The organism is Arthrobacter sp. Leaf337 (assembly GCF_001423745.1).
Taxonomy (GTDB): Bacteria; Actinomycetota; Actinomycetes; order Actinomycetales; family Micrococcaceae; genus Arthrobacter.
Genome location: NZ_LMPC01000027.1, coordinates 169,142 through 187,707, shown reverse-complemented (window position 1 = coordinate 187,707; position 18,566 = coordinate 169,142). Strand labels below are relative to the sequence as shown.

The following is an 18,566-nucleotide window of genomic DNA, read 5'->3' as shown; positions in this document are numbered from 1 at the left end:
ATGACTAACAAGACTGTTGAAGACCTGATTGCACGTTCCAACCGCCTGGGTGCGGACAAGCGGAACACCAACTTCGCCGGCGGCAACACCTCTGCGAAGGGCACCGAGAAGGACCCGGTCACGGGCGAGGACGTCCAGCTGCTCTGGGTCAAGGGCTCCGGCGGGGACCTCGGCACCCTGAAAGCCGAAAACCTGGCAGTGCTCCGCCTGGACCGGCTGAACGCACTGAAGAATGTCTACCCCGGGGTGGACCGCGAAGACGAAATGGTGGCCGCTTTTGATTACTGCCTGCACGGCAAGGGCGGCGCTGCGCCGTCGATCGACACCGCGATGCACGGCCTGGTGGACGCGGCGCACGTGGACCACCTGCACCCGGACTCGGGCATCGCCATTGCCACCGCGGTGGACGGGGAGGCACTGACCACCAAGATCTTCGGTGACAAGGTGGTGTGGGTGCCGTGGCGCCGCCCCGGTTTCCAGCTTGGCCTGGACATCGCCGCGATCAAGGAAGCCAACCCGCAGGCCGTCGGCACCATCCTGGGCGGCCACGGCATCACCGCCTGGGGCGCCACCAGCGAGGAAGCGGAAGCGAACTCGCTCTGGATCATCGACCAGGCCGAAAACTACATCGCCGAAAACGGCCGTCCGCAGCCGTTCGGCGCGAAGCTTCCCGGCTACGCCGCACTCCCCGAAGCAGAACGCCGGGCCAAGGCCGCCGCGCTGGCACCGGTGATCCGCGGGCTGGCGTCCACGGACAAACCGCAGCTGGGGCACTTCAGTGATGACGCCGTCGTGCTTGAGTTCCTGGAGTCTGCGGAGCACCCAAGGCTGGGAGCCCTGGGCACCTCCTGCCCGGACCACTTCCTGCGCACCAAGGTCAAGCCGCTGATCCTGGACCTGCCCGCCGACGCCTCGGTGGAGGACTCCATCGCCCGGCTGCATGAGCTGCACGCCGACTACCGCGAGGACTACCAGGCCTACTACGACCGCCATGCCGACGCAGATTCCCCCGCCCTGCGTGGCGCGGACCCGGCCATCGTGCTGGTCCCGGGTGTGGGGATGTTCTCCTTCGGCGCCAACAAGCAGACCGCCCGCGTTGCCGGTGAGTTCTACCTCAACGCGATCAACGTGATGCGCGGCGCCGAGGCGGTCTCCACCTACGCCCCGATCGAGGAATCCGAGAAGTTCCGGATCGAATACTGGGCGCTGGAAGAAGCGAAGCTGGCCCGCCTGCCCAAGCCGAAGTCGCACGCCACCCGCATCGCCCTTGTGACCGGTGCGGCGTCCGGCATCGGCAAGGCCATCGCCACCCGCCTCGCCGCGGAAGGCGCCTGCGTCGTGATTGCGGACCTGAACCTTGAGAACGCCCAGGCTGTCGCTGCCGAGCTCGGCGGGCCGGACGTGGCCATCGGCGTGCAGGCCGACGTCACCGACGAAGCCCAGATCGCCGCGGCGATCCAGGAAGCGGTGCTGGCGTTCGGCGGGCTGGACCTGGTGGTCAACAACGCCGGGCTCTCCATCTCCAAGCCGCTGCTGGAAACCACGGAGAAGGACTGGGACATCCAGCACAACGTCATGGCCAAGGGTTCGTTCCTGGTGGCCAAGGCCGCGGCGAAGGTCATGATCGACCAGGACATGGGCGGGGACATCATTTACATCTCCTCGAAGAACTCCGTGTTCGCCGGCCCGAACAACATCGCCTACTCCGCCACCAAGGCCGACCAGGCCCACCAGGTCCGGCTGCTCGCGGCCGAACTGGGCGAATACGGCATCCGCGTCAACGGCATCAACCCCGACGGCGTGGTCCGCGGCTCAGGGATCTTCGCCGGCGGCTGGGGCGCAAAGCGCGCCGCGGTCTACGGTGTGGATGAGCAGGAACTGGGCAAGTACTACGCCCAGCGGACCCTGCTCAAGCGCGAGGTCCTGCCTGAGCACGTGGCCAACGCCGCCGCGGTCCTGACGAGTGCCGAACTGTCCCACACCACCGGCCTCCACATTCCCGTGGACGCCGGTGTGGCCGCCGCCTTCCTGCGATGAGTAACGTGCCATCAACCGATATCGACGGCGGTTTGTTCGCCGGCAGTGTCTTCGCTGCCGTCGATATCGGTGCCTCCTCCGGCCGGGTCATCCTCGGCCGTGTTTCCGGCCGTGCCGGTTCGGATAGCGCCGGTGCTGAAGGCACAGCGAAGCTGGAGACGGTGCACCGTTTCCCGAACAGGGTGGTGGAGTCCGACGGCGGCCTGCGCTGGAATTTCGACGCCCTGTTCGCCGAGGTGCTGACCGGGCTCACTGCCGCGGCCCGCACCGCGGCCGGGCGCGGCGAGACGATCAGCAGCATCGGGATCGACACCTGGGCAGTGGACTACGGCCTGGTGAATGCGGCCGGGGACCTCATCGCCCAGCCCTTCAGCTACCGCGATGACCGGTCCCGTGCCGCCGTCGCCCGGGTCCACAAGAAACTCGACCCGGCGCGGCTCTACGCCACCACAGGCCTGCAGTTCCTGCAGTTCAACACCATCTACCAGCTGGCCACCGAGAAGGACCTGGACGGGCTGCAGGCCCTGCTCATCCCGGATCTGATCGCGTTCCTGCTCACCGGGCAGCGGCGCACGGAATCAACGAATGCCTCCACCACGGGCCTGTTTGACGCCGTCGCGGGGGAGTGGGCCACCGAGTTCCTGGCCGCCCTGGGCCTGCCCAAGAAGCTGTTCCCGCCGCTGATCCAGCCCGGCGAAACGGTCGGAACCCTGCTGCCCGGCATCGCCGCCCGCACCGGGCTGGCCGAGGCCACGAAAGTGGTGGCCGTCGGATCGCACGACACCGCGTCCGCCGTCGCCGCCGTCCCGGCCGAACACGGGAACTTCGCCTACATCTCGTCGGGAACCTGGTCGCTCGTCGGGGTCGAGCTGAAGAAGCCCGTGCTTACCGATGCGAGCCGGCAGGCGAACTTCACCAACGAACGCGGCGTGGACGGCACCATCCGGTACCTCCGCAACGTCGGCGGGCTCTGGCTGCTCAGCGAATGCCAGCGCACCTGGGCTCAGCAGGGTTACACGGCGACGCTGGACGAGCTGCTGGCCAGCGCCGCGGCGCTGCCGTTCGGCGGACCCCAGGTCAACGCCGACGACCCCTACTTCATCGCCCCGGACAACATGCCTGAACGGATCCGCGCGGCCGTCCGCAACACCGGCGCGGTCCTCACCGACAACCCCGCCGCGATCACCCGCTGCATCCTGGACAGCCTCGCCGCGGGTTACGCCCGGACCATCGCCGACGCCGAACGCCTCGCCGATGTGCCCGTCGATGTTGTGCACATCGTGGGCGGCGGCTCGCAGAACCGGCTCCTGTGCCAGCTCACGGCCGACGCCACCGGCAAGCGCGTCATCGCCGGACCGGTCGAGGCCACCGCGCTCGGCAACGTGCTGGTCCAGGCCCGGGCGGCAGGCGTGGTGTCGGGAGGGCTCGGCGAGCTGCGGGCCCTGGTGCGGGGCTCGCAGCCCCTGGAAAGCTTTCAGGCGGCGCTGGTCTGAGAGGTGCGCGGCCACGTCCAGGAACGTAACCCCAGGCCGCACTCGGACACAGTCCTCAACCTGGCGCCACGGCGGCTGGCAACCACTGCGACTGCCTGACACGATCTCTACAACGCCTATGTCAGCCCGCTTCACAGAACCGGAATCCCGATGCCCCTTTTCGACCTACCGCTTGAGCAGCTCCGAAACTACACGTCCGGCGTCACCGCGCCGGCGGATCTCGATGCCTTCTGGGACCGCACCATCAGCGAAGCCCGGGCGTACCCGCTGGACGCGGTTTTCGAGCCCGTGGACAACTACCTCACGGTAGTAGACACGTTCGATGTTACGTTTGCCGGATTCGGCAGTTCCCCGGTGAAGGGCTGGCTGCACTTGCCGGCGAACCGCCCGGCGGACGAGCCCCTCCCCGTCGTCGTGCAGTACGCGGGCTATTCGGGCGGCCGCGGGCTGTCCAACCAGGACACCAAGTGGGCGCAGGCCGGCTACGCGCACTTCATCATGGACACCCGCGGGCAGGGCTACGGCGGACTCCTGGGGCACACCGCGGACCCGCACCCCTCCGCCGGCGACGTGGCGCACGCAGGACTGATGACCCGCGGCGCCGGAAGCCGCGAGGACTACTACTACCGCCGGGTCTATGTGGATGCCTTCCGCGCGGTGGAGGCGGCGCAGGCGCATCCCGCCGTCGACGCCTCCAAGGTAGTGGTTGCCGGCGTCAGCCAGGGCGGCGGCATCACCGTTGCCGTGGCCGGGCTTGCGGCCGGAAGGCTCGACGGCGTGATCGCCGCGCTGCCGGACGTTCCGTTCCTGCAGGACTTCCCCCGCGCCATCGACATCACCCCGCGCGGGCCCTATCCGGAAATCGCCGCATTCCTCGCCCGCCACCGCGACCGATATGAGTCGATCCTCGCCGTGCTGAACTACTTCGACGGCGTCAACCTGGGCCGGGCGGCCACGGCGCCGGCGCTGTTCTCGGCCGCGCAGGCGGACGACATCTGCCCGCCGTCGACCGTTTTTGCCAGCTTCAACGCCTACGGCGCGGGCGCTGGCAGCGGGGCGCCGGCCAAGGACATCGAGGTGTACCGGTTCAACAACCATGAGGGCGGCCAGGAACACCAGTGGAACCGCCAGCTCGAGTACCTGCGCAAGCTGCTCGGGTAATGCCTACGCCTCCAACTGACTCGCAGTTAACGCTCCGAAAACGCGATTTCGGAGCGTTAACTGCGAGTCAGTTGGGGAGGGCGGTGAGCCGGGGGAGGGCGTCGGTGGAGTTTTGTGACGCCTCCGGGTTTGCGGCGGATGGTTTCCGCGGTTATGGTCTTGGCTATGACTAACCGTTGGTATGCGTATTTTTCGTTGGCTCTGGAGGGGCCCGCGTCTAACTGACACGCATCCAACTTTCCTTCAGAGCCAACAGGGCAGAGATCATTCTCTGCCCTTCGCCATTTCTCCGGCGGGTTCTGATCTGGGCCCGCTCCGCACCTTCCGGAACAGGACCCCGCACCCATGAGCACCGCAGCAGCCACCGAAACACAGCCTTCCAAGTCCACCTCAAACCTGCGCGTCAGCGAATTCCAGGCACTGCCGTCACCCCAGGACATGATCGCGGAACTGCCGCTTGACGCCCGGGTGGCAGATGTCGTCGAACGCGGCAGGGACGAAGTCCGGGCCATCATGGACGGCGTGGACGACCGCCTGCTGGTGATCGTGGGCCCCTGCTCCATCCACGACCCCAAGGCCGGCCTGGAATACGCCCGCAGACTGGTGAGCCAGGCCGAGAAGCACAAGGAAGACCTGCTGATCGTGATGCGGACGTACTTCGAGAAGCCCCGCACCACGGTGGGCTGGAAGGGCCTCATCAACGATCCCCACCTGGACGGCAGCCACGACATCGCCACCGGCCTGCGGGCAGCCCGCCGGTTCCTGCAGCAGGTCACGTCGCTTGGCCTTCCCACGGCCACGGAATTCCTGGAACCCATCAGCCCGCAATACATGGCCGACCTTGTGTCCTGGGGCGCCATCGGTGCACGCACCACGGAAAGCCAGATCCACCGCCAGCTGGCGTCCGGGCTGTCCATGCCCATCGGGTTCAAGAACGGGACCGACGGCGACCTCCAGGTGGCAGTGGATGCCTGCAGTGCCGCAGCGGCCTCCCAGGCGTTCCTCGGGATCGACGGCGACGGCCGGGCCGCGCTGGTGGCCACGGCCGGCAACCCGGACACGCACGTGATCCTCCGCGGCGGACGCAAGGGACCCAACTACTCCGCGGCCGACGTCGAAGCCGCCTCCGCCAAGCTGGCGGCCAAGCAGCTCAACCCCAGGCTCATTGTGGACGCCAGCCACGCCAACAGCGGCAAGAGCCATCACCGCCAGGCCGAGGTGGCCCTTGAAATCGGCGCGCAACTGGAAGACGGCGGAGCGGCAGCCGCGGCGATTGCCGGCGTCATGCTGGAGAGCTTCCTGGTGGGCGGGGCACAGAACCTCGACGTGGCCGAGCACGCCGCCGGTACGGACGAACTGGTCTACGGCCAGAGCGTGACGGATGCCTGTATGGAATGGGACGTCACGGCGTCGGTACTGGGCCAGCTGGCATCGTCAGCCCGCAAGCGCCGGGGCGCCTGCCAGGGCTGAAAGTCCCTAGTGGTTCAGCGAAAGTGGTTACTCAAAATGACTTTCACAATGGCACCATCAGCCACTAGAGTAACTAGCACAGGGTAGGTTGATGGCTCAGCATCGGCACACCGCAATGGGGTTTCAATGGGGTTGCCTTTATCAGCTGTTAACAAAGGAATAAGGGAAATGTCCGCAGAGTCTAACTTCTCGAACGCTCAGTTCCTGACTGTGGCCGAAGTGGCCGAGCTCATGCGCGTTTCCAAAATGACCGTGTACCGCCTTGTCCATTCCGGAGAGATGCCGGCCGTCCGGTTCGGCCGCTCCTTCCGGGTGCCCGAGTCCGCCGTCGAACAGTACGTCAAAGGTGCTGTTGTGGAAGGCCAGACGGACACCGCCTAACCTCCGCAGCGGCCGCAACCAAGGTGTGCGGTCGGGCGGGGTCAGTGGGAGCGCCGGATAAGCGGTACCCTGTTAGGGAACGTTTTTCGTTATTGTAAGAATCTGTTTGTTGTTTAGTCTGTTGCCTAGTCCACGGACCTCTTCCATCAGACAGGTACTCCATCTAGTTTGTAAGGAACTTTCGTGGGTTCAGTTATTAAGAAGCGTCGCAAGCGTATGGCCAAGAAGAAGCATCGCAAGTTGCTTCGTAAGACCCGCCACCAGCGCCGTAACAAGAAGTAGAGATACTTCCTACAGCGTGAGATGCCCGTTGCCTTTGGCAGCGGGCATTTTTCTTTGGGCCCTGACAGGTCCCGGCCGCAGTGCTGCGCCGGGCGCCTCCGGGCCGGCCGCCGCGGCAGAGTCCTAAACCGTGGGGCCGCGGAAGCGGGTGAAGCCCCGCCACAGGCCGTAGGCGGCGCCGCCGACAGTGGCGGCCTTCAGTCCAAGCGTGGCCGCGCGGCGTCCGGAGCGGAAGTCGTACACCGGCCAGTTGTTGTCCCGGGCGTGGCGGCGGAGCCGGGCGTCGGGATTGATCGCCACGGGATGGCCCACCATGCTCAGCAGCGGAATGTCATTGTGTGAGTCGCTGTAGGCCCAGCAGCGCTTGAGGTCCAGGTCCTCGGCGTCTGCGATGCCCTGGACAGCCACAGCCTTGGCCTGGCCGTGCAGGATGTCGCCCACCAGCCGGCCGGTGTACGCCCCGTCCTTGACTTCGCCGACGGTGCCCAGGGCCCCGGTGAGGCCCAGCCGGGTGGATATCACGGTGGCCACCTCGATGGGTGTCGCCGTCACCAGCCACACCATTCGCCCCACCCGGAGGTGCTGCTGGGCCAGTGCCTTGGTGCCGGGCCAGATCCTGGACTCGATCATTTCGTCGAAGACTTCTTCGCCAAGGGCTTTGATGTCCTCCACGGTGATGCCGGCCGCCAGCGTCAGGGCCGAGTCCCGGACCGCATGGACGTCATCCATGTTCTCGCCGCGGAGAATGAACTTGAACTGCTTCCAGGCCATGCCTGCCGCCTGCGGCAGGGTGAACGCGCCGCGCTGATGCATCTTTCTGGCCACGTGAAAGAGGCTGGCGCCCTTCATGAGGGTGTTGTCGACGTCGAAGAAGGCGGCCTCGCCGTGCTGCAGCGCACCGGCCGGCTGCCGGATTACGGCGACGTACTTCTCCTCGGGCATGACTTGAGTCTAGTCAATGGTCGAGTCCACGCCGTCGAGTCCACGCTGTCGCGGGCTTGCCGTCGCAGCCGGGCGGCGGCCGGGCTACGGTTAAGGCATGGCAAAACCCGACGTCGTCCTGATCACCAAAGCTGACTGCCACCTCTGCGAGGCGGCGCGCGACGCCGTCGGACGGGTCACTGCGGCACTGGGACTCGAGTGGACGGAACAACTGGTGGACAACCAGCCGGAGCTGCGCGAGCGTTACGCCGAAGAGATCCCCGTTGTCCTGGTGGACGGCATCCAGCGGGACTTCTGGAAGATCGACGAAACCCGGCTGGAGCGGATCCTACGCCAGGCTGTGGCCAAATAGGCGCAGCGACTTCTGCTTTGTTGGCAGTGCGGAGGGGGCTCTAGAGTGGACTCACAACGCGACGCAATGGAGCAGATAGTGACTTCGCTGGATTCATCCCCCGAGGCTGTCCATGGGGATAGCGGAACTGCGGCCAAGCAGATTCCGCCCGCAGCCGTGGCCCGGCTGACCATCTATTTGCGCGCCCTCACCACAATGCTGGCCGAAGGCGTCGAACGCGTCTCGTCCGAGTCCCTCGCTGAAGCCTCCGGCGTCAGCTCGTCCACCCTCCGCAAAGACCTCTCGCACGTCGGGTCCTACGGCACCCGGGGCGTCGGCTACGAAGTGCAGTACCTCAGCCGCAACATCTCGGCCGCACTCGGACTCACCCGGGACTGGAAAGTGGCAATCGTGGGCGCCGGTAACCTCGGCAAGGCCCTGGCACGGTACGGCGGTTTCGAATCGCGGGGCTTCGACGTGGTGGCGATTTTTGACGCCGACCAGATGGTGGTGGGCAACGAGGTGGGCTGGCTGCGCGTCAGCGACGTCGCGGACCTGGAACCTGTCCTCCAGCGGACCGGTGCCAACATGGTGGTGCTCGCCCTGCCGGCCGCCGTGGCCCAGGGCGTGTGCGACCGCGTCATCGCGGCCGGCGTGCGAAGCATCCTCAGTTTTGCGCCCGTGATGCTCCAGGTGCCGCCGGGCGTGAACCTGCGCAAGGTGGACATGGCCACCGAGCTGCAGATCCTGGCCTACCACGCCCAGCGGATCCAGAACCCCGACGACGGCGAGTAATCCCCGCCGCCGGGTCTCCCGCCGTCGTCGAATCCCGCCGTCGGGTAATCCCGTCGTCGAGTCGTGCCGCCGCTAGCGGCCGTAGGGGTAGCCCGGCTGCCCGTAGGGGCCGGCGTACGGCTGGTACTTCCGGAAATACGGCGCTGACCCGGGGAGGTACAGGAGTACGATCGCCGCGACGCCGGCCAGGATGGACGGCGTTCCGAGTCCCATCTGCAGAACGCCCAGTAGGGAGAACGCCGCGAAGATGGTGCCCAGGACACGGGCCCAGTTGCGGCCCTTTCGGATGTTGAACGCCACCAGCGCGTACAGCAGCACGCCGACGGCGGCAATCAGCACCACCATTCCCACAATGACGCCCTTCACGGCCTCGAAATCCACGTCGGCTCCGCTGGTGGCCAGCCTGGCATCGAACTGGCTCCGCATCGCGGGGTCGTCGATGGAACCTATTGACAGGAACACGGAGCCCACCCAGAGCGCGCACGCGACGATCAGCAGCCAGAACGAGAGGTTGACCAGCGGGGGAGCGGCGGTGCCCGAGGTTCCCTGCTGCGGCAGTTCCGAGGGGTAGGCGAAGTACTGGGGCTTCCCGGACTGCTGCGGCTGCGCATATTGAGCCTGCCCGTACTGCGCCTGCCCGAACTGCTGCGGCGCGGGCTGGCTGTACGGGGGCGCCTGCGCATACTGCGGTGCCTGCGCAAAGGCGGACGGATCCTGCCCGTACTGCGGTGCCTGCTGGCCGTAGGAACCGCCGCTTGGATCGCTGGGATACGACGGCGGGACGGGCGGAGTGCTCATTAGTGATCCTTTGCGAGTCGGTTACTCAGTAATCGGCACCGGGATCAGCCACCTCACCTGCCCCCAGCGTGATTTTGGTAACACGGTACCGTGCGGAAGGGCGTTCTGGGCATAGTTTGCGGCTCAATTTCCGCTCAAGAGGTTGCCGGCCAAACACAGAGGGCGCGGACTCCGGAGGCTCGCGACTGATGCCGCGGGTGCCGTCCAAAGTCCACGCCCTCCGGGTGTGGAACAGTGGTGCTGTGCTGTGCTGTGCTGTGCTGTGCTGTGGTGTGGTGCTTCGGTGTGAGTTAGCGGCCGTAGGGGTTGCCCGGCTGGGTGTACGGACCGCCGAACGGCTGCTGCTTCTGGAAGTACGGGGCCGATGCCGGGAGGTAGAGCATCACGATGGCCGCGATCCCGAGCAGGACGGCGATGGTGCCGATGCTGAGCGGAAGCAGGCTGAAGATCGAGAGGGCAGCAAAAACGGTGCCCAGGATGCGCGCCCAGTTCTTGCCCTTGCGCACGTTGAAGGCAACCAGTGCGTAGAGCCCGGCACCGATGAGGCCCATCACAACCATGGTTCCGATGACAACGCCCTTGATCGATTCAAAATCGATGTCTGCACCGCCTGCCCGCATCTGCTCCTCGAACGTGCTCCGCATGGCGGGATCATCCAGCGCGGGAATGGCGACCAGAAGGGAGATGAGCCAGAGGGCGCCCGCTGCAATGATCATCCAGAAGGCATTGTTGACCATCTTCGGAACCCCGCCGGCTCCGGGACCCTGCGGCTGTTCGGACGGGTACTGGGCATAGGGGGACTGGCCGTACTGCTGCGGCGCCTGGCCGTAGGGCTGCTGGCCGTACTGGGGAGCAGCGGGAGGCTGCTGTCCGTACTGGGGTGCGTTTTGCCCGTACTGCGGCGCGTTCTGGCCGTACTGGGGGGCAGCGGGAGGCTGCTGCCCGTACTGCGGCGCGTTCTGCCCGTACTGGGGAGCGGCCGGCGGCGTGTTTTGGCCGTACTGCGGCGTGGCCGGGGGCTGCTGCCCGTACTGGGGGGCGGCAGGTGACTGCGGCGCGTTCTGCCCGTACTGGGGAGCGTCGGGGCCAGGCTTGCCGTTCTCGGGTTCGTTCGGGGTGGCTGGAGGCGTGCTCATAGTTGGTCCTTCGCGGGTCGACTACTGACAAAACGGGTACCGGGATCAGTGACGGTTCCCCTGCCCCCAGCATGGTTTGGTTCCACCGTACCCCGCTGCGGTGGCCCGATGGATCATTCCGCAGAGGTATTCTCGCCGGTCAGGTTCAGCAGCCGGATTAAGCACAGCACCCCGCTCCGTCGCGGGGACGGAGCAGGGTGCTGTGGGGTGCAGAACTATAAGGCGAAGAACTAGGCCGCCGGAGCGATGAACGCGAGCTCGAGGTTGATGGCAACCTTGTCGCTGACCAGCACGCCGCCGGCTTCGAGGACGGCGTTCCAGGTCAGGCCGAAGTCCTTGCGGCTGATGGTGGTTTCGGCGGTGAGGCCGGCGCGGGTGTTGCCGAACGGATCGACAGCCACACCATGGAGCTCGGTCTCGAGCGCCACCGGGCGGGTGACGCCCTTGATGGTGAGATCGCCCTGGAGCTCGTAGGCGTCGCCCTTGGGAACGATCGCGTTGGAGACGAAGGAGATTTCCGGGAACGCCTCGACGTCGAAGAAATCTTCGCCGCGGACGTGGCCGTCGCGGTTGGCGTCGCCCGAGTCAAAGCTGGCGGTCTGAATGGTTGCGTTGACCTTGGAGTCGGCAACGTTCTGGGCGAGGTCCAGCGTGGCTACGGCATCGGTGAACTGGCCGCGGACCTTGCTGATGCCTGCGTGGCGCACCGTGAAGCCGATTTCGCTGTGCGAGTTGTCGAGGGTCCAGGTGCCGGTGGTGATGTTGGCGGGCAGTGCCATGGTGTTGCTCCTTGTGATCTGTGGTGGAAGTTCTCTTGCGGAAGGACATCTGATCGCCAGCCGAAACTTCTTTGCTTGAAGTCTCAACTAACTGCTTCACCCAGTATAAACATGCATATGCATCTTTTATTCCAACTCCGGGGAACATTTCTCCAAACTTCTCAGTTCTACTTCCTGTAGAAGATTTCAGATCACCCGACATCTTTGAGAAACTGGTAAACATGCCCCAAGCCACTGTTCATCTCCTTCGCCATGGCGAGGTCCACAATCCGGACGGAATCCTCTACGGACGGCTGCCGGAATTCCACCTCTCCGAACTCGGGCAGCAGATGGCCAACACGCTCGCTGTGCACTTCAGCGACCGCGTTGCCGGCGGGGCGAACATTGTGCATCTCGTGGCCTCGCCGCTGACCCGCGCCCAGGAAACGGCCCTCCCCATCTCTGAAGCGCTGAACCTCGAAATCCACACCGAAGCGCGCATCATCGAGGCCGGCAACCACTTCGAAGGGCTCCGGGTCAACAAGGCCGAACTCCTCAAGCCCAGGCACTGGCCGCATCTGCGCAACCCGTTCACCCCGTCCTGGGGCGAGCCGTACAAAGCCCAGGCTGCACGCGTCATCGCCGCAGTCCAGGATGCACGCCTCCGGGCCATTGAGCTGGGCGGCGACCAGGCGGAAGCCATCTTGGTCAGCCACCAGCTCCCCATCTGGTCCACCCGCCTGAGCGCCGAGGGCAAGCCCCTCTGGCACGATCCGCGCAAGCGCGAATGCACCCTCACGTCCATCACGTCTTTGGTGTTCGACGACGACGGCACCCTCTTGCGCGTGGAATACAGCGAGCCTGCCGCCGCACTCCTGCCCGGCGCCTCGAACACCCCGGGGGCCTGAGCGTGGCCGGATTCAAGTTCAACAAGGCAGCCAGCGCACACGAAGCGACCAACGCCGCCTCCCGCCGCAGTGTCCTGGCCGCCGGCGGCCTGGGGCTGGCCGCGCTCACCCTGGGGCTTTCCGCGTGCGCCCAGGAGGATGCCCTGGCCAAGCAGGCCAAGGCCGGGGACAACAAGAACTACGTGGCCGGTGACGGATCCGTGACCGAGTTCGCTGCTGCCGACCGCAAATCCGCCGTCAGCATCAAGGGGACGCTCTTCGACGGCACCACCGTGGAGCCGGCGGACTTCGTCGGAAAAGTCACCGTGCTCAACTTCTGGTTCGCAGCCTGTGCGCCGTGCCGCGTCGAAGCGCCGTCCCTCGAAGCCCTCCACCAGGAGTTCAAGCCCCAGGGAGTGCAGTTCTACGGCGTCAATCTCCGCGACGAAAAGGCCGCAGCCGAGGCGTTCGACAAGACGTTCAACCTGACCTACCCCAGCTTCCACGACAAGGACGGCGGCGTGCTCCTGGCCGTGTCCGGACTGGTTCCTCCTGGTGCCGTGCCCACCACGCTGGTGCTCGACAAGCAGGGCCGGGTGGCCTCCCGTGTCCTCGGGGAAATCCAAAAGGGCACGCTTAAGGCCCTGATCGCCGCCGCCGTGGCAGAGTAACGGCGGCGCTCCCACGTGAACAGCCCCTTCGCCGAAGCCATCCTGAACGGTTCCCTGCTGCTTGCCATCCCGGTGGCACTGCTCGCGGGATTCGTGTCCTTCCTCTCACCGTGCGTCCTGCCCCTGGTGCCGGGATACCTGGGCTATGTGACCGGGCTGACCGGCGTGGACCTGGAGAAGCAGAAGCGCGGCCGCATGCTGGCCGGAATCGGCCTGTTCGTGCTCGGCTTCTCGGTGATATTCGTCCTGCTCGGCGGAGCGTTCGGCCAGCTGGGCTCGATGATCAGCGGTGGCCAGAATGCCTGGATCACCCAGGTGCTGGGCGTTCTGGTGATCATCATGGGCGTCGTGTTCATGGGCGGTTTCAGCTGGCTGCAGCGCGACGCCAAAATCCACGCCAAACCGCCGGCCGGACTGTGGGGCGCGCCGTTGCTGGGGATCACCTTCGGCCTCGGATGGGCGCCGTGCATCGGGCCCACCTACTCCGCCGTCCAGCTCCTGAGCATGTCCGGAGGGTCCTCGGCCGCCAAGGGCGCGTTCCTGGCCTTCGTCTACAGCCTCGGGCTGGGCATCCCGTTCCTGCTGATTGCCCTGGCCGTACGCCGGGGCGTGGGCGTGATGTCCTTCTTCCGCAAGCACCGGCTCGCCATCCAGCGGATCGGCGGGGGAATCCTGGTGGTCCTCGGCCTGCTGATGGCCAGCGGGGTATGGGGAGCCTGGGTGTCCGGGCTGCAGTACTGGTTCCAAACCGATGTGAAATTGCCGATCTGATGAGCGAGCGAGTGAACGAAAAGAAGAAGCCTGCACCCGCAGACAACGCTGCAGCGAACCCCGTGGCGAAGGCCAAGGCCGAAGCTGCCATGCCGGCGCTGGGGGTCAAAGGCATGCTGCGCTGGGCCTGGACCCAGCTGACCAGCATGCGCACCGCGTTGTTCCTGCTCCTGCTGCTGGCCGTTGCGGCCGTGCCCGGATCGCTGTTCCCGCAGCGCCCTGCGAACCCCTCAATCGTCACCCAGTACATTGCGGACCACCCGGACTACGGCAAGATCCTGGACTCCCTCCAGCTCTACGACGTGTACTCCTCCGCGTGGTTCTCCGCCATCTACATCCTGCTGTTCATCTCGCTGATCGGCTGCGTGGTTCCCCGCGCGATCGCCCACTACAAGGCCATGCGCTCCCAGCCTCCGCGCACCCCGGCCAGGCTCTCCCGCCTTCCCGAGTACGGCACGCTGGTGATCCCCGCGGATGCCGGGATCCCGGCGTCGGACGCTATTGCGGACGCTGCCGCGAAGCTGAAGAAACGCGGTTACCGCGTTGATGTCAGGGACGACGACGGCGAGCGGCCCTCTTTGGGGGCCGAGCGCGGCTTCCTGAAGGAAGTGGGCAACCTCGTGTTCCACACGTCGCTGATCGGCGTGCTGGTCTCCGTGGCGGCCGGTGGCCTGTTCGGGTACAGCGGGCAGCGGATCCTGGTGGAGGGCGACACGTTCGTGAACACCCTGGTGGGCTACGACCAGTTCACCCCGGGCACCAACTTCCAGAGCAGCCAGCTCCAGCCCTACTCCATCCAGCTGGACAAGTTCCAGATCACCTTCGACCGTGAATCGAAGGGCAAGTTCGGCCAGCCCATCGACTTCAAGGCGGACGTGACCACCCGGGAAACCCCGGATGCGCCGGCCGAGAAGCAGGTGCTGAAGGTCAACGATCCCGTCAGCCTGGGCGGCACCAGCATCTACCTCACCGGCAACGGCTACGCCCCCGTGGTGACCATCCGCGACGGCGCCGGCAACGTCGCCATGCAGGGCCCGGTGGTGGCGAAGCTGCAGGGCGACAACTACTACTCCTCCGTGGTGATCAAGGTCCCGGACGCCAAGCCGGACCAGCTCGGGTTCGCCGGGTTCTTCCTGCCCACGGCGTTCGTCACCGAGGAAGGAGTTTCCTTCAGCGGGGACCCGGAGTTGATCAACCCGCAGCTCACGCTGAACTCGTACTTCGGCGACCTCGGACTGAACGCCGGGGCACCGCAGAACGTGTTTGAGCTCGACGTGAAAAAGCTGACGCCGCTCAATGCCCGGAACCTCGACGCCGGCGGCATCACCCTGGCTCCCGGCAGCACCTATACGCTCCCGGACGGCAAGGGCACCATCAGCTTTGACGGCGTGAAGCGCTACATCGGCGTGGACATCCACCACAACCCGGGCCAGCTCTACGCCCTGATCTTCGCCCTGCTGGCGGTGGCCGGGCTCGTGACTTCCCTGTACGTGAACCGCCGGCGGGTCTGGGTCCGCACGGGTACGCACCCGGACGGCCGCACCATGGTGGAGTACGGTCTCCTGGCCCGCGGCGAAGACCACCGGCTCGCGGCGGAGGCGGAAACCATCCGCGGACTGCTGACGGAGGAATGGGGCCTGGACTCCCGGACGGCTTCACAGACAGCTCCCAGCGGGCCGGAAGATAATGGCCCCGCGGAGAGTGCCACCAAGGGCGCCTCCCCGGAATCTCGCCCAGAAGACTTCATCCAGTCAACAGCCGGCTCATCCGAGTCGAAGAAGGACCAGTAATGCTCGCCATCAACGAAACCATGGGCCAGTACAGCGAGCTCTTTATGCTGCTGGCCGCCGGAACGTACACGGTTGCCTTTATCGCCTTCGCCTGGGACCTGGCCAAGAGCAGCAAGGCGCTCCTCGCGGTGGACCTCAAAGCTGCGGCCGCGGCCGAGGCGTCCGCGGCAGCGACGGCCAAAGTCCCCGTGGCTGCCGGCGTCGGTGCCGGAGGCTCCGTTGACCGTGCAGGACGTGACCTTACCGACGCCGACGACGCCGCGGTTGACCGCGCCGATTCGGACGTCAGCGGACCTGCCGGCCGTGCCGAGCGGCCGTCGTCGGCCACCGGACGCGCCTCCAAGGGGGCCGTAGCTGGCGCCGGGCAGACGGCCGACGCCGGCATGCGCTACGCTGCCGAACGCCGCGTTCCCGCCCGCGTCGCTGTTGCCTTGACAGTGCTGGGCGTTGTGATCCACGGCGCCGGCGTGCTCACCCGTGCCCTCGGTGCGGGCCGCGTGCCGTGGGGCAACATGTACGAGTTCCTCACCACCGGCGCCTTCGTTGCCGTCGCTGTCTTCCTGCTGGTCCTGATCCGCCGCGACCTGCGGTTCCTGGGCACGTTCGTGATCGGCCTGGCGATCATCATGCTTGTGGCGGCCTCGGTGGCCTACTGGACCCCCGTGGGGCACCTGGTGCCGGCGCTGCAGAGTTACTGGCTGGTCATCCACGTGTCCATCGCGGTGCTGTCCTCGGCGCTGTTCACGCTGACGTTCGCGATGTCCGCGCTGCAGCTGGTGCAGGCACACCGGCAGAAGACCATCGCCTCCGGCGGCGCGGACAAGCTGGGCTTCATGCGCCTGGTGCCTTCGGCGCTGAGCCTGGAAAACCTGTCCTACCGCATCAACGCCATCGCCTTCGTCGGCTGGACCTTCACCCTGATGTTCGGCGCAATCTGGGCCGAGAAGGCCTGGGGCCGCTTCTGGGGCTGGGACACCAAGGAAGTCTGGACGTTCGTGATCTGGGTGGTCTACGCGGGCTACCTGCACGCCCGAGCCACGCGCGGCTGGACCGGCACCCGCGCCGCGTGGCTGTCGATCGTGGGCTACCTCTGCGTGGTCTTCAACTTCACCATCGTGAACCAGTTCTTCAACGGCCTGCACTCGTACTCGGGACTGTAGCAAGGCCGCCGGTCCGGACTACCGCGCCGGACTATCCGGGCCCCGTGAGGCCAGAACGGCCATGAGGGCAGCGACCGCTGCCACGCCGGCCATGGCGTACGCCATGCCCGTGTAGGAGCCGAGCCATACCGCGGCCGCCGGGCCGGCAGCGGGGGCGAGAGCGGTGACTGTTGTGAGCGGTGCGGCGAAGGTTCCCTGCAGGGTGCCGAGGTTCCGCGCTCCCCACTGGTCTGCGACGACAGTGGCCTGCAGCAGGGTGTGGCAGCCGCGGACAGCGCCGGCCAGGATGCCTGCTGCGATCAGGACAGGCAGGGGTCCCGGCAGTGCGGCGAGCAGCAAGACCGCGCCGGCGGCAGCGCCGGTGATGGCAGGCAGGCGCGTCCGGACCGGAATGAAGCCGAAGAGCAGCCGGCCTCCGACCTGGCCTGCGCCCACGAGTCCGAGGCCCAGCGCGGCTGCGGCATAGCTGGCGCCCTTTTCCATCAGCAGGGGAATGATATTCAGTGTCGTGGCGTAGAGGCCGAGGCAAAGCAGCACCATCAGGCCCTGCAGGCGGCGGAACTCAGGGCTGCGGCGGATGGCGCGCACGCTGCTCAGGTCCAGGGTTCCCGCACCCCTTCGAGGGCCGGCATTCCAGGTTTTGTTGAGGTAGCGGGCGTGCAGCGGCACAGTGATCAGTCCCAGCAGCCCGGCGAGGACCAGGAAGGCCGCCCGCCAGCCGATGCTGCTGCTCAGGGCTGCGGTGAGCGGCGCGAAGATGGTGGAGGCGAACCCCGCTGCCAGGGTCAGGATGGTCAGGGGCCGGACCCGCCCGGTGCCGTACCAGCGGGTGATCACGGTGAACGCCGGCTGGTACAGGACCGCTGCCGGCGCAGTCCCGGCCAACAGCCAGGCGGCGGCAAACAGCGGCAGGACGGGTGCAAGGGCCACCAGGGCCAGGGCGGCGACTCCGACCAGCGAGCCGCCGATCATCAGGGTGCGGGGGCCGGTGTTGTCCAGGGCGCGGCCGACGAGGATGCCGGCGCCGGCGGACACGAGGAGCCCGGCCGAAAAAGCTCCCGTGACCAGCGCCGGCTCCCAGCCGGTGTCCCCCGAGATCGGCAGGACGGCGGCTGGCAGGGCGTAGTAGAGGATGCCCCAGCCGGTGGTCTGGGTGATGCACAGGGCGGCGAGGCCGCCGCGGGGTGCACCCTCCGCAACCAGGGCCGGGGCGTCGGCCGGGGCGGGCACGCCTAGTTCCCGGTCAGCTCCGCATATAGCTTCCGGACGCGGGCATTGATGTCGTCCCGGACCAGGCGCATGCGTTCCATGCCTTCGATGCCGCGTTCGGAAGGCTCGTCCGTTTCCCAGACCTCGAACCGGGTGCCTTCGCGGGGTTCGAGTTTCGCTTCGGTGCCCAGGACGATGACGGCGTCCACTGCGTCCACGACTTCTTCGGTGACCGGTTTCGGGTGTTCTCCGGTGATGTCGATCCCGAGTTCGGCCAGCGACTCCACGGACTGCGGGTTCAGTGACTTCCCCGGCTTGGTGCCGGCGGAGTAGACGGCGACGGTCCCGCCGGCCAGCTGCTTCATCAGTCCGGCGGCAAGCTGGGACTTGCCCCCGTTCTTGCTGCAGACGAAGAGGACGGCCGGGATCTTCGGTGTACTGCTGGGTTCCTGGGTCATAGGGGTGTTGGTTCCTTCGTGAGCGGTGATGCCTGC

The 18,566-nt window shown here is 66.6% G+C and carries 19 protein-coding genes; 13 read left to right on the top strand and 6 right to left on the bottom strand.

Features of this window, described 5'->3' with window-relative positions:
- The 6 genes from ASF98_RS18205 to ASF98_RS23820 all read left to right on the top strand — a co-directional run bounded on the left by ASF98_RS18205 (nt 1) and on the right by ASF98_RS23820 (nt 6,824).
- On the top strand, nt 1-2,037 hold the full coding sequence (locus ASF98_RS18205) for a bifunctional rhamnulose-1-phosphate aldolase/short-chain dehydrogenase (protein ID WP_055804791.1): 2,037 nt from the start codon (nt 1-3) through the stop codon (nt 2,035-2,037).
- Nucleotides 2,034-3,530, top strand: a complete 1,497-nt coding sequence (locus tag ASF98_RS18200; RefSeq protein ID WP_055804789.1) for a rhamnulokinase — start codon at nt 2,034-2,036, stop codon at nt 3,528-3,530. The genes ASF98_RS18205 and ASF98_RS18200 overlap by 4 nt, the downstream gene beginning before the upstream one ends.
- Before the next feature lie 150 nt (nt 3,531-3,680).
- On the top strand, nt 3,681-4,691 hold the full coding sequence (locus ASF98_RS18195; protein ID WP_055804787.1) for an acetylxylan esterase: 1,011 nt from the start codon (nt 3,681-3,683) through the stop codon (nt 4,689-4,691).
- 345 nt (nt 4,692-5,036) lie between these two features.
- Nucleotides 5,037-6,161: a 3-deoxy-7-phosphoheptulonate synthase gene (locus tag ASF98_RS18190; protein ID WP_055804784.1), complete on the top strand. Its 1,125-nt coding sequence runs from the start codon at nt 5,037-5,039 to the stop codon at nt 6,159-6,161.
- Between the two features lie 168 nt (nt 6,162-6,329).
- Nucleotides 6,330-6,542 (top strand): helix-turn-helix domain-containing protein, encoded by a 213-nt coding sequence (locus ASF98_RS18185; RefSeq protein WP_055804781.1) that lies wholly within the window; start codon nt 6,330-6,332, stop codon nt 6,540-6,542.
- 183 nt (nt 6,543-6,725) lie between these two features.
- The gene (locus tag ASF98_RS23820; RefSeq protein ID WP_003792170.1) at nt 6,726-6,824 is read left to right on the top strand and encodes a 30S ribosomal protein bS22; all 99 of its coding nucleotides are present in this window, start codon (nt 6,726-6,728) and stop codon (nt 6,822-6,824) included.
- 123 nt (nt 6,825-6,947) lie between these two features.
- Here ASF98_RS23820 and ASF98_RS18180 read toward each other — a convergent pair whose 3' ends face one another.
- Nucleotides 6,948-7,766, bottom strand: coding sequence for an HAD family hydrolase (locus tag ASF98_RS18180; RefSeq protein WP_055804779.1), 819 nt, complete (start codon nt 7,764-7,766; stop codon nt 6,948-6,950).
- A 97-nt stretch (nt 7,767-7,863) separates the two neighbouring features.
- Here ASF98_RS18180 and ASF98_RS18175 point away from each other — a divergent pair, with 97 nt between their 5' ends.
- Nucleotides 7,864-8,118, top strand: a complete 255-nt coding sequence (locus ASF98_RS18175; protein WP_043483637.1) for a glutaredoxin family protein — start codon at nt 7,864-7,866, stop codon at nt 8,116-8,118.
- A gap of 78 nt (nt 8,119-8,196) precedes the next feature.
- Nucleotides 8,197-8,892 (top strand): redox-sensing transcriptional repressor Rex, encoded by a 696-nt coding sequence (locus ASF98_RS18170; RefSeq protein WP_055804776.1) that lies wholly within the window; start codon nt 8,197-8,199, stop codon nt 8,890-8,892.
- A gap of 72 nt (nt 8,893-8,964) precedes the next feature.
- On the opposite strand, the gene ASF98_RS18165 is transcribed toward ASF98_RS18170, so the two are convergent.
- From ASF98_RS18165 to ASF98_RS18155, 3 genes are all read right to left on the bottom strand, one after another.
- On the bottom strand, nt 8,965-9,690 hold the full coding sequence (locus ASF98_RS18165) for a hypothetical protein (protein ID WP_055804773.1): 726 nt from the start codon (nt 9,688-9,690) through the stop codon (nt 8,965-8,967).
- Between the two features lie 290 nt (nt 9,691-9,980).
- Entirely contained in the window at nt 9,981-10,826 is an 846-nt protein-coding gene (locus ASF98_RS18160) for a hypothetical protein (protein WP_055804771.1), read from the bottom strand.
- Between the two features lie 230 nt (nt 10,827-11,056).
- The gene (locus ASF98_RS18155; protein WP_055804769.1) at nt 11,057-11,605 is read right to left on the bottom strand and encodes a YceI family protein; all 549 of its coding nucleotides are present in this window, start codon (nt 11,603-11,605) and stop codon (nt 11,057-11,059) included.
- Nucleotides 11,606-11,826: 221 nt separating this feature from the next.
- Here ASF98_RS18155 and ASF98_RS18150 point away from each other — a divergent pair, with 221 nt between their 5' ends.
- From ASF98_RS18150 to ccsB, 5 genes are all read left to right on the top strand, one after another.
- Nucleotides 11,827-12,492: a histidine phosphatase family protein gene (locus ASF98_RS18150; RefSeq protein ID WP_055804766.1), complete on the top strand. Its 666-nt coding sequence runs from the start codon at nt 11,827-11,829 to the stop codon at nt 12,490-12,492.
- Between the two features lie 74 nt (nt 12,493-12,566).
- The gene (locus ASF98_RS18145) at nt 12,567-13,142 is read left to right on the top strand and encodes a TlpA family protein disulfide reductase (RefSeq protein WP_055805119.1); all 576 of its coding nucleotides are present in this window, start codon (nt 12,567-12,569) and stop codon (nt 13,140-13,142) included.
- A 15-nt stretch (nt 13,143-13,157) separates the two neighbouring features.
- Entirely contained in the window at nt 13,158-13,913 is a 756-nt protein-coding gene (locus ASF98_RS18140; RefSeq protein ID WP_028269989.1) for a cytochrome c biogenesis CcdA family protein, read from the top strand.
- Nucleotides 13,913-15,703 (top strand): cytochrome c biogenesis protein ResB, encoded by a 1,791-nt coding sequence (resB, locus tag ASF98_RS18135; protein ID WP_055804763.1) that lies wholly within the window; start codon nt 13,913-13,915, stop codon nt 15,701-15,703. Before ASF98_RS18140 ends, resB begins: the two co-directional genes overlap by 1 nt.
- Nucleotides 15,703-16,863 carry a c-type cytochrome biogenesis protein CcsB gene (ccsB, locus tag ASF98_RS18130; protein ID WP_055804760.1) on the top strand — a complete coding sequence of 387 codons (1,161 nt, stop codon included), beginning with the start codon at nt 15,703-15,705 and terminating at the stop codon, nt 16,861-16,863. The genes resB and ccsB overlap by 1 nt, the downstream gene beginning before the upstream one ends.
- A gap of 18 nt (nt 16,864-16,881) precedes the next feature.
- On the opposite strand, the gene ASF98_RS18125 is transcribed toward ccsB, so the two are convergent.
- Nucleotides 16,882-18,093 carry an MFS transporter gene (locus tag ASF98_RS18125; protein WP_082506923.1) on the bottom strand — a complete coding sequence of 404 codons (1,212 nt, stop codon included), beginning with the start codon at nt 18,091-18,093 and terminating at the stop codon, nt 16,882-16,884.
- 2 nt (nt 18,094-18,095) lie between these two features.
- Nucleotides 18,096-18,530, bottom strand: a complete 435-nt coding sequence (locus tag ASF98_RS18120; protein WP_055804757.1) for an arsenate-mycothiol transferase ArsC — start codon at nt 18,528-18,530, stop codon at nt 18,096-18,098.
- Nucleotides 18,531-18,566 lie beyond the last annotated feature (36 nt).

Coding starts and splice junctions, on each gene's coding strand:
- ASF98_RS18205 (WP_055804791.1), top strand. CDS start 1: ATGACTAACAAGACTGTTGAAGACCTGATTGCACGTTCCAACCGCCTG.
- ASF98_RS18200 (WP_055804789.1), top strand. CDS start 2,034: ATGAGTAACGTGCCATCAACCGATATCGACGGCGGTTTGTTCGCCGGC.
- ASF98_RS18195 (WP_055804787.1), top strand. CDS start 3,681: ATGCCCCTTTTCGACCTACCGCTTGAGCAGCTCCGAAACTACACGTCC.
- ASF98_RS18190 (WP_055804784.1), top strand. CDS start 5,037: ATGAGCACCGCAGCAGCCACCGAAACACAGCCTTCCAAGTCCACCTCA.
- ASF98_RS18185 (WP_055804781.1), top strand. CDS start 6,330: ATGTCCGCAGAGTCTAACTTCTCGAACGCTCAGTTCCTGACTGTGGCC.
- ASF98_RS18180 (WP_055804779.1), bottom strand. CDS start 7,766: ATGCCCGAGGAGAAGTACGTCGCCGTAATCCGGCAGCCGGCCGGTGCG.
- ASF98_RS18175 (WP_043483637.1), top strand. CDS start 7,864: ATGGCAAAACCCGACGTCGTCCTGATCACCAAAGCTGACTGCCACCTC.
- ASF98_RS18165 (WP_055804773.1), bottom strand. CDS start 9,690: ATGAGCACTCCGCCCGTCCCGCCGTCGTATCCCAGCGATCCAAGCGGC.
- ASF98_RS18160 (WP_055804771.1), bottom strand. CDS start 10,826: ATGAGCACGCCTCCAGCCACCCCGAACGAACCCGAGAACGGCAAGCCT.
- ASF98_RS18155 (WP_055804769.1), bottom strand. CDS start 11,605: ATGGCACTGCCCGCCAACATCACCACCGGCACCTGGACCCTCGACAAC.
- ASF98_RS18150 (WP_055804766.1), top strand. CDS start 11,827: ATGCCCCAAGCCACTGTTCATCTCCTTCGCCATGGCGAGGTCCACAAT.
- resB (WP_055804763.1), top strand. CDS start 13,913: ATGAGCGAGCGAGTGAACGAAAAGAAGAAGCCTGCACCCGCAGACAAC.
- ccsB (WP_055804760.1), top strand. CDS start 15,703: ATGCTCGCCATCAACGAAACCATGGGCCAGTACAGCGAGCTCTTTATG.
- ASF98_RS18120 (WP_055804757.1), bottom strand. CDS start 18,530: ATGACCCAGGAACCCAGCAGTACACCGAAGATCCCGGCCGTCCTCTTC.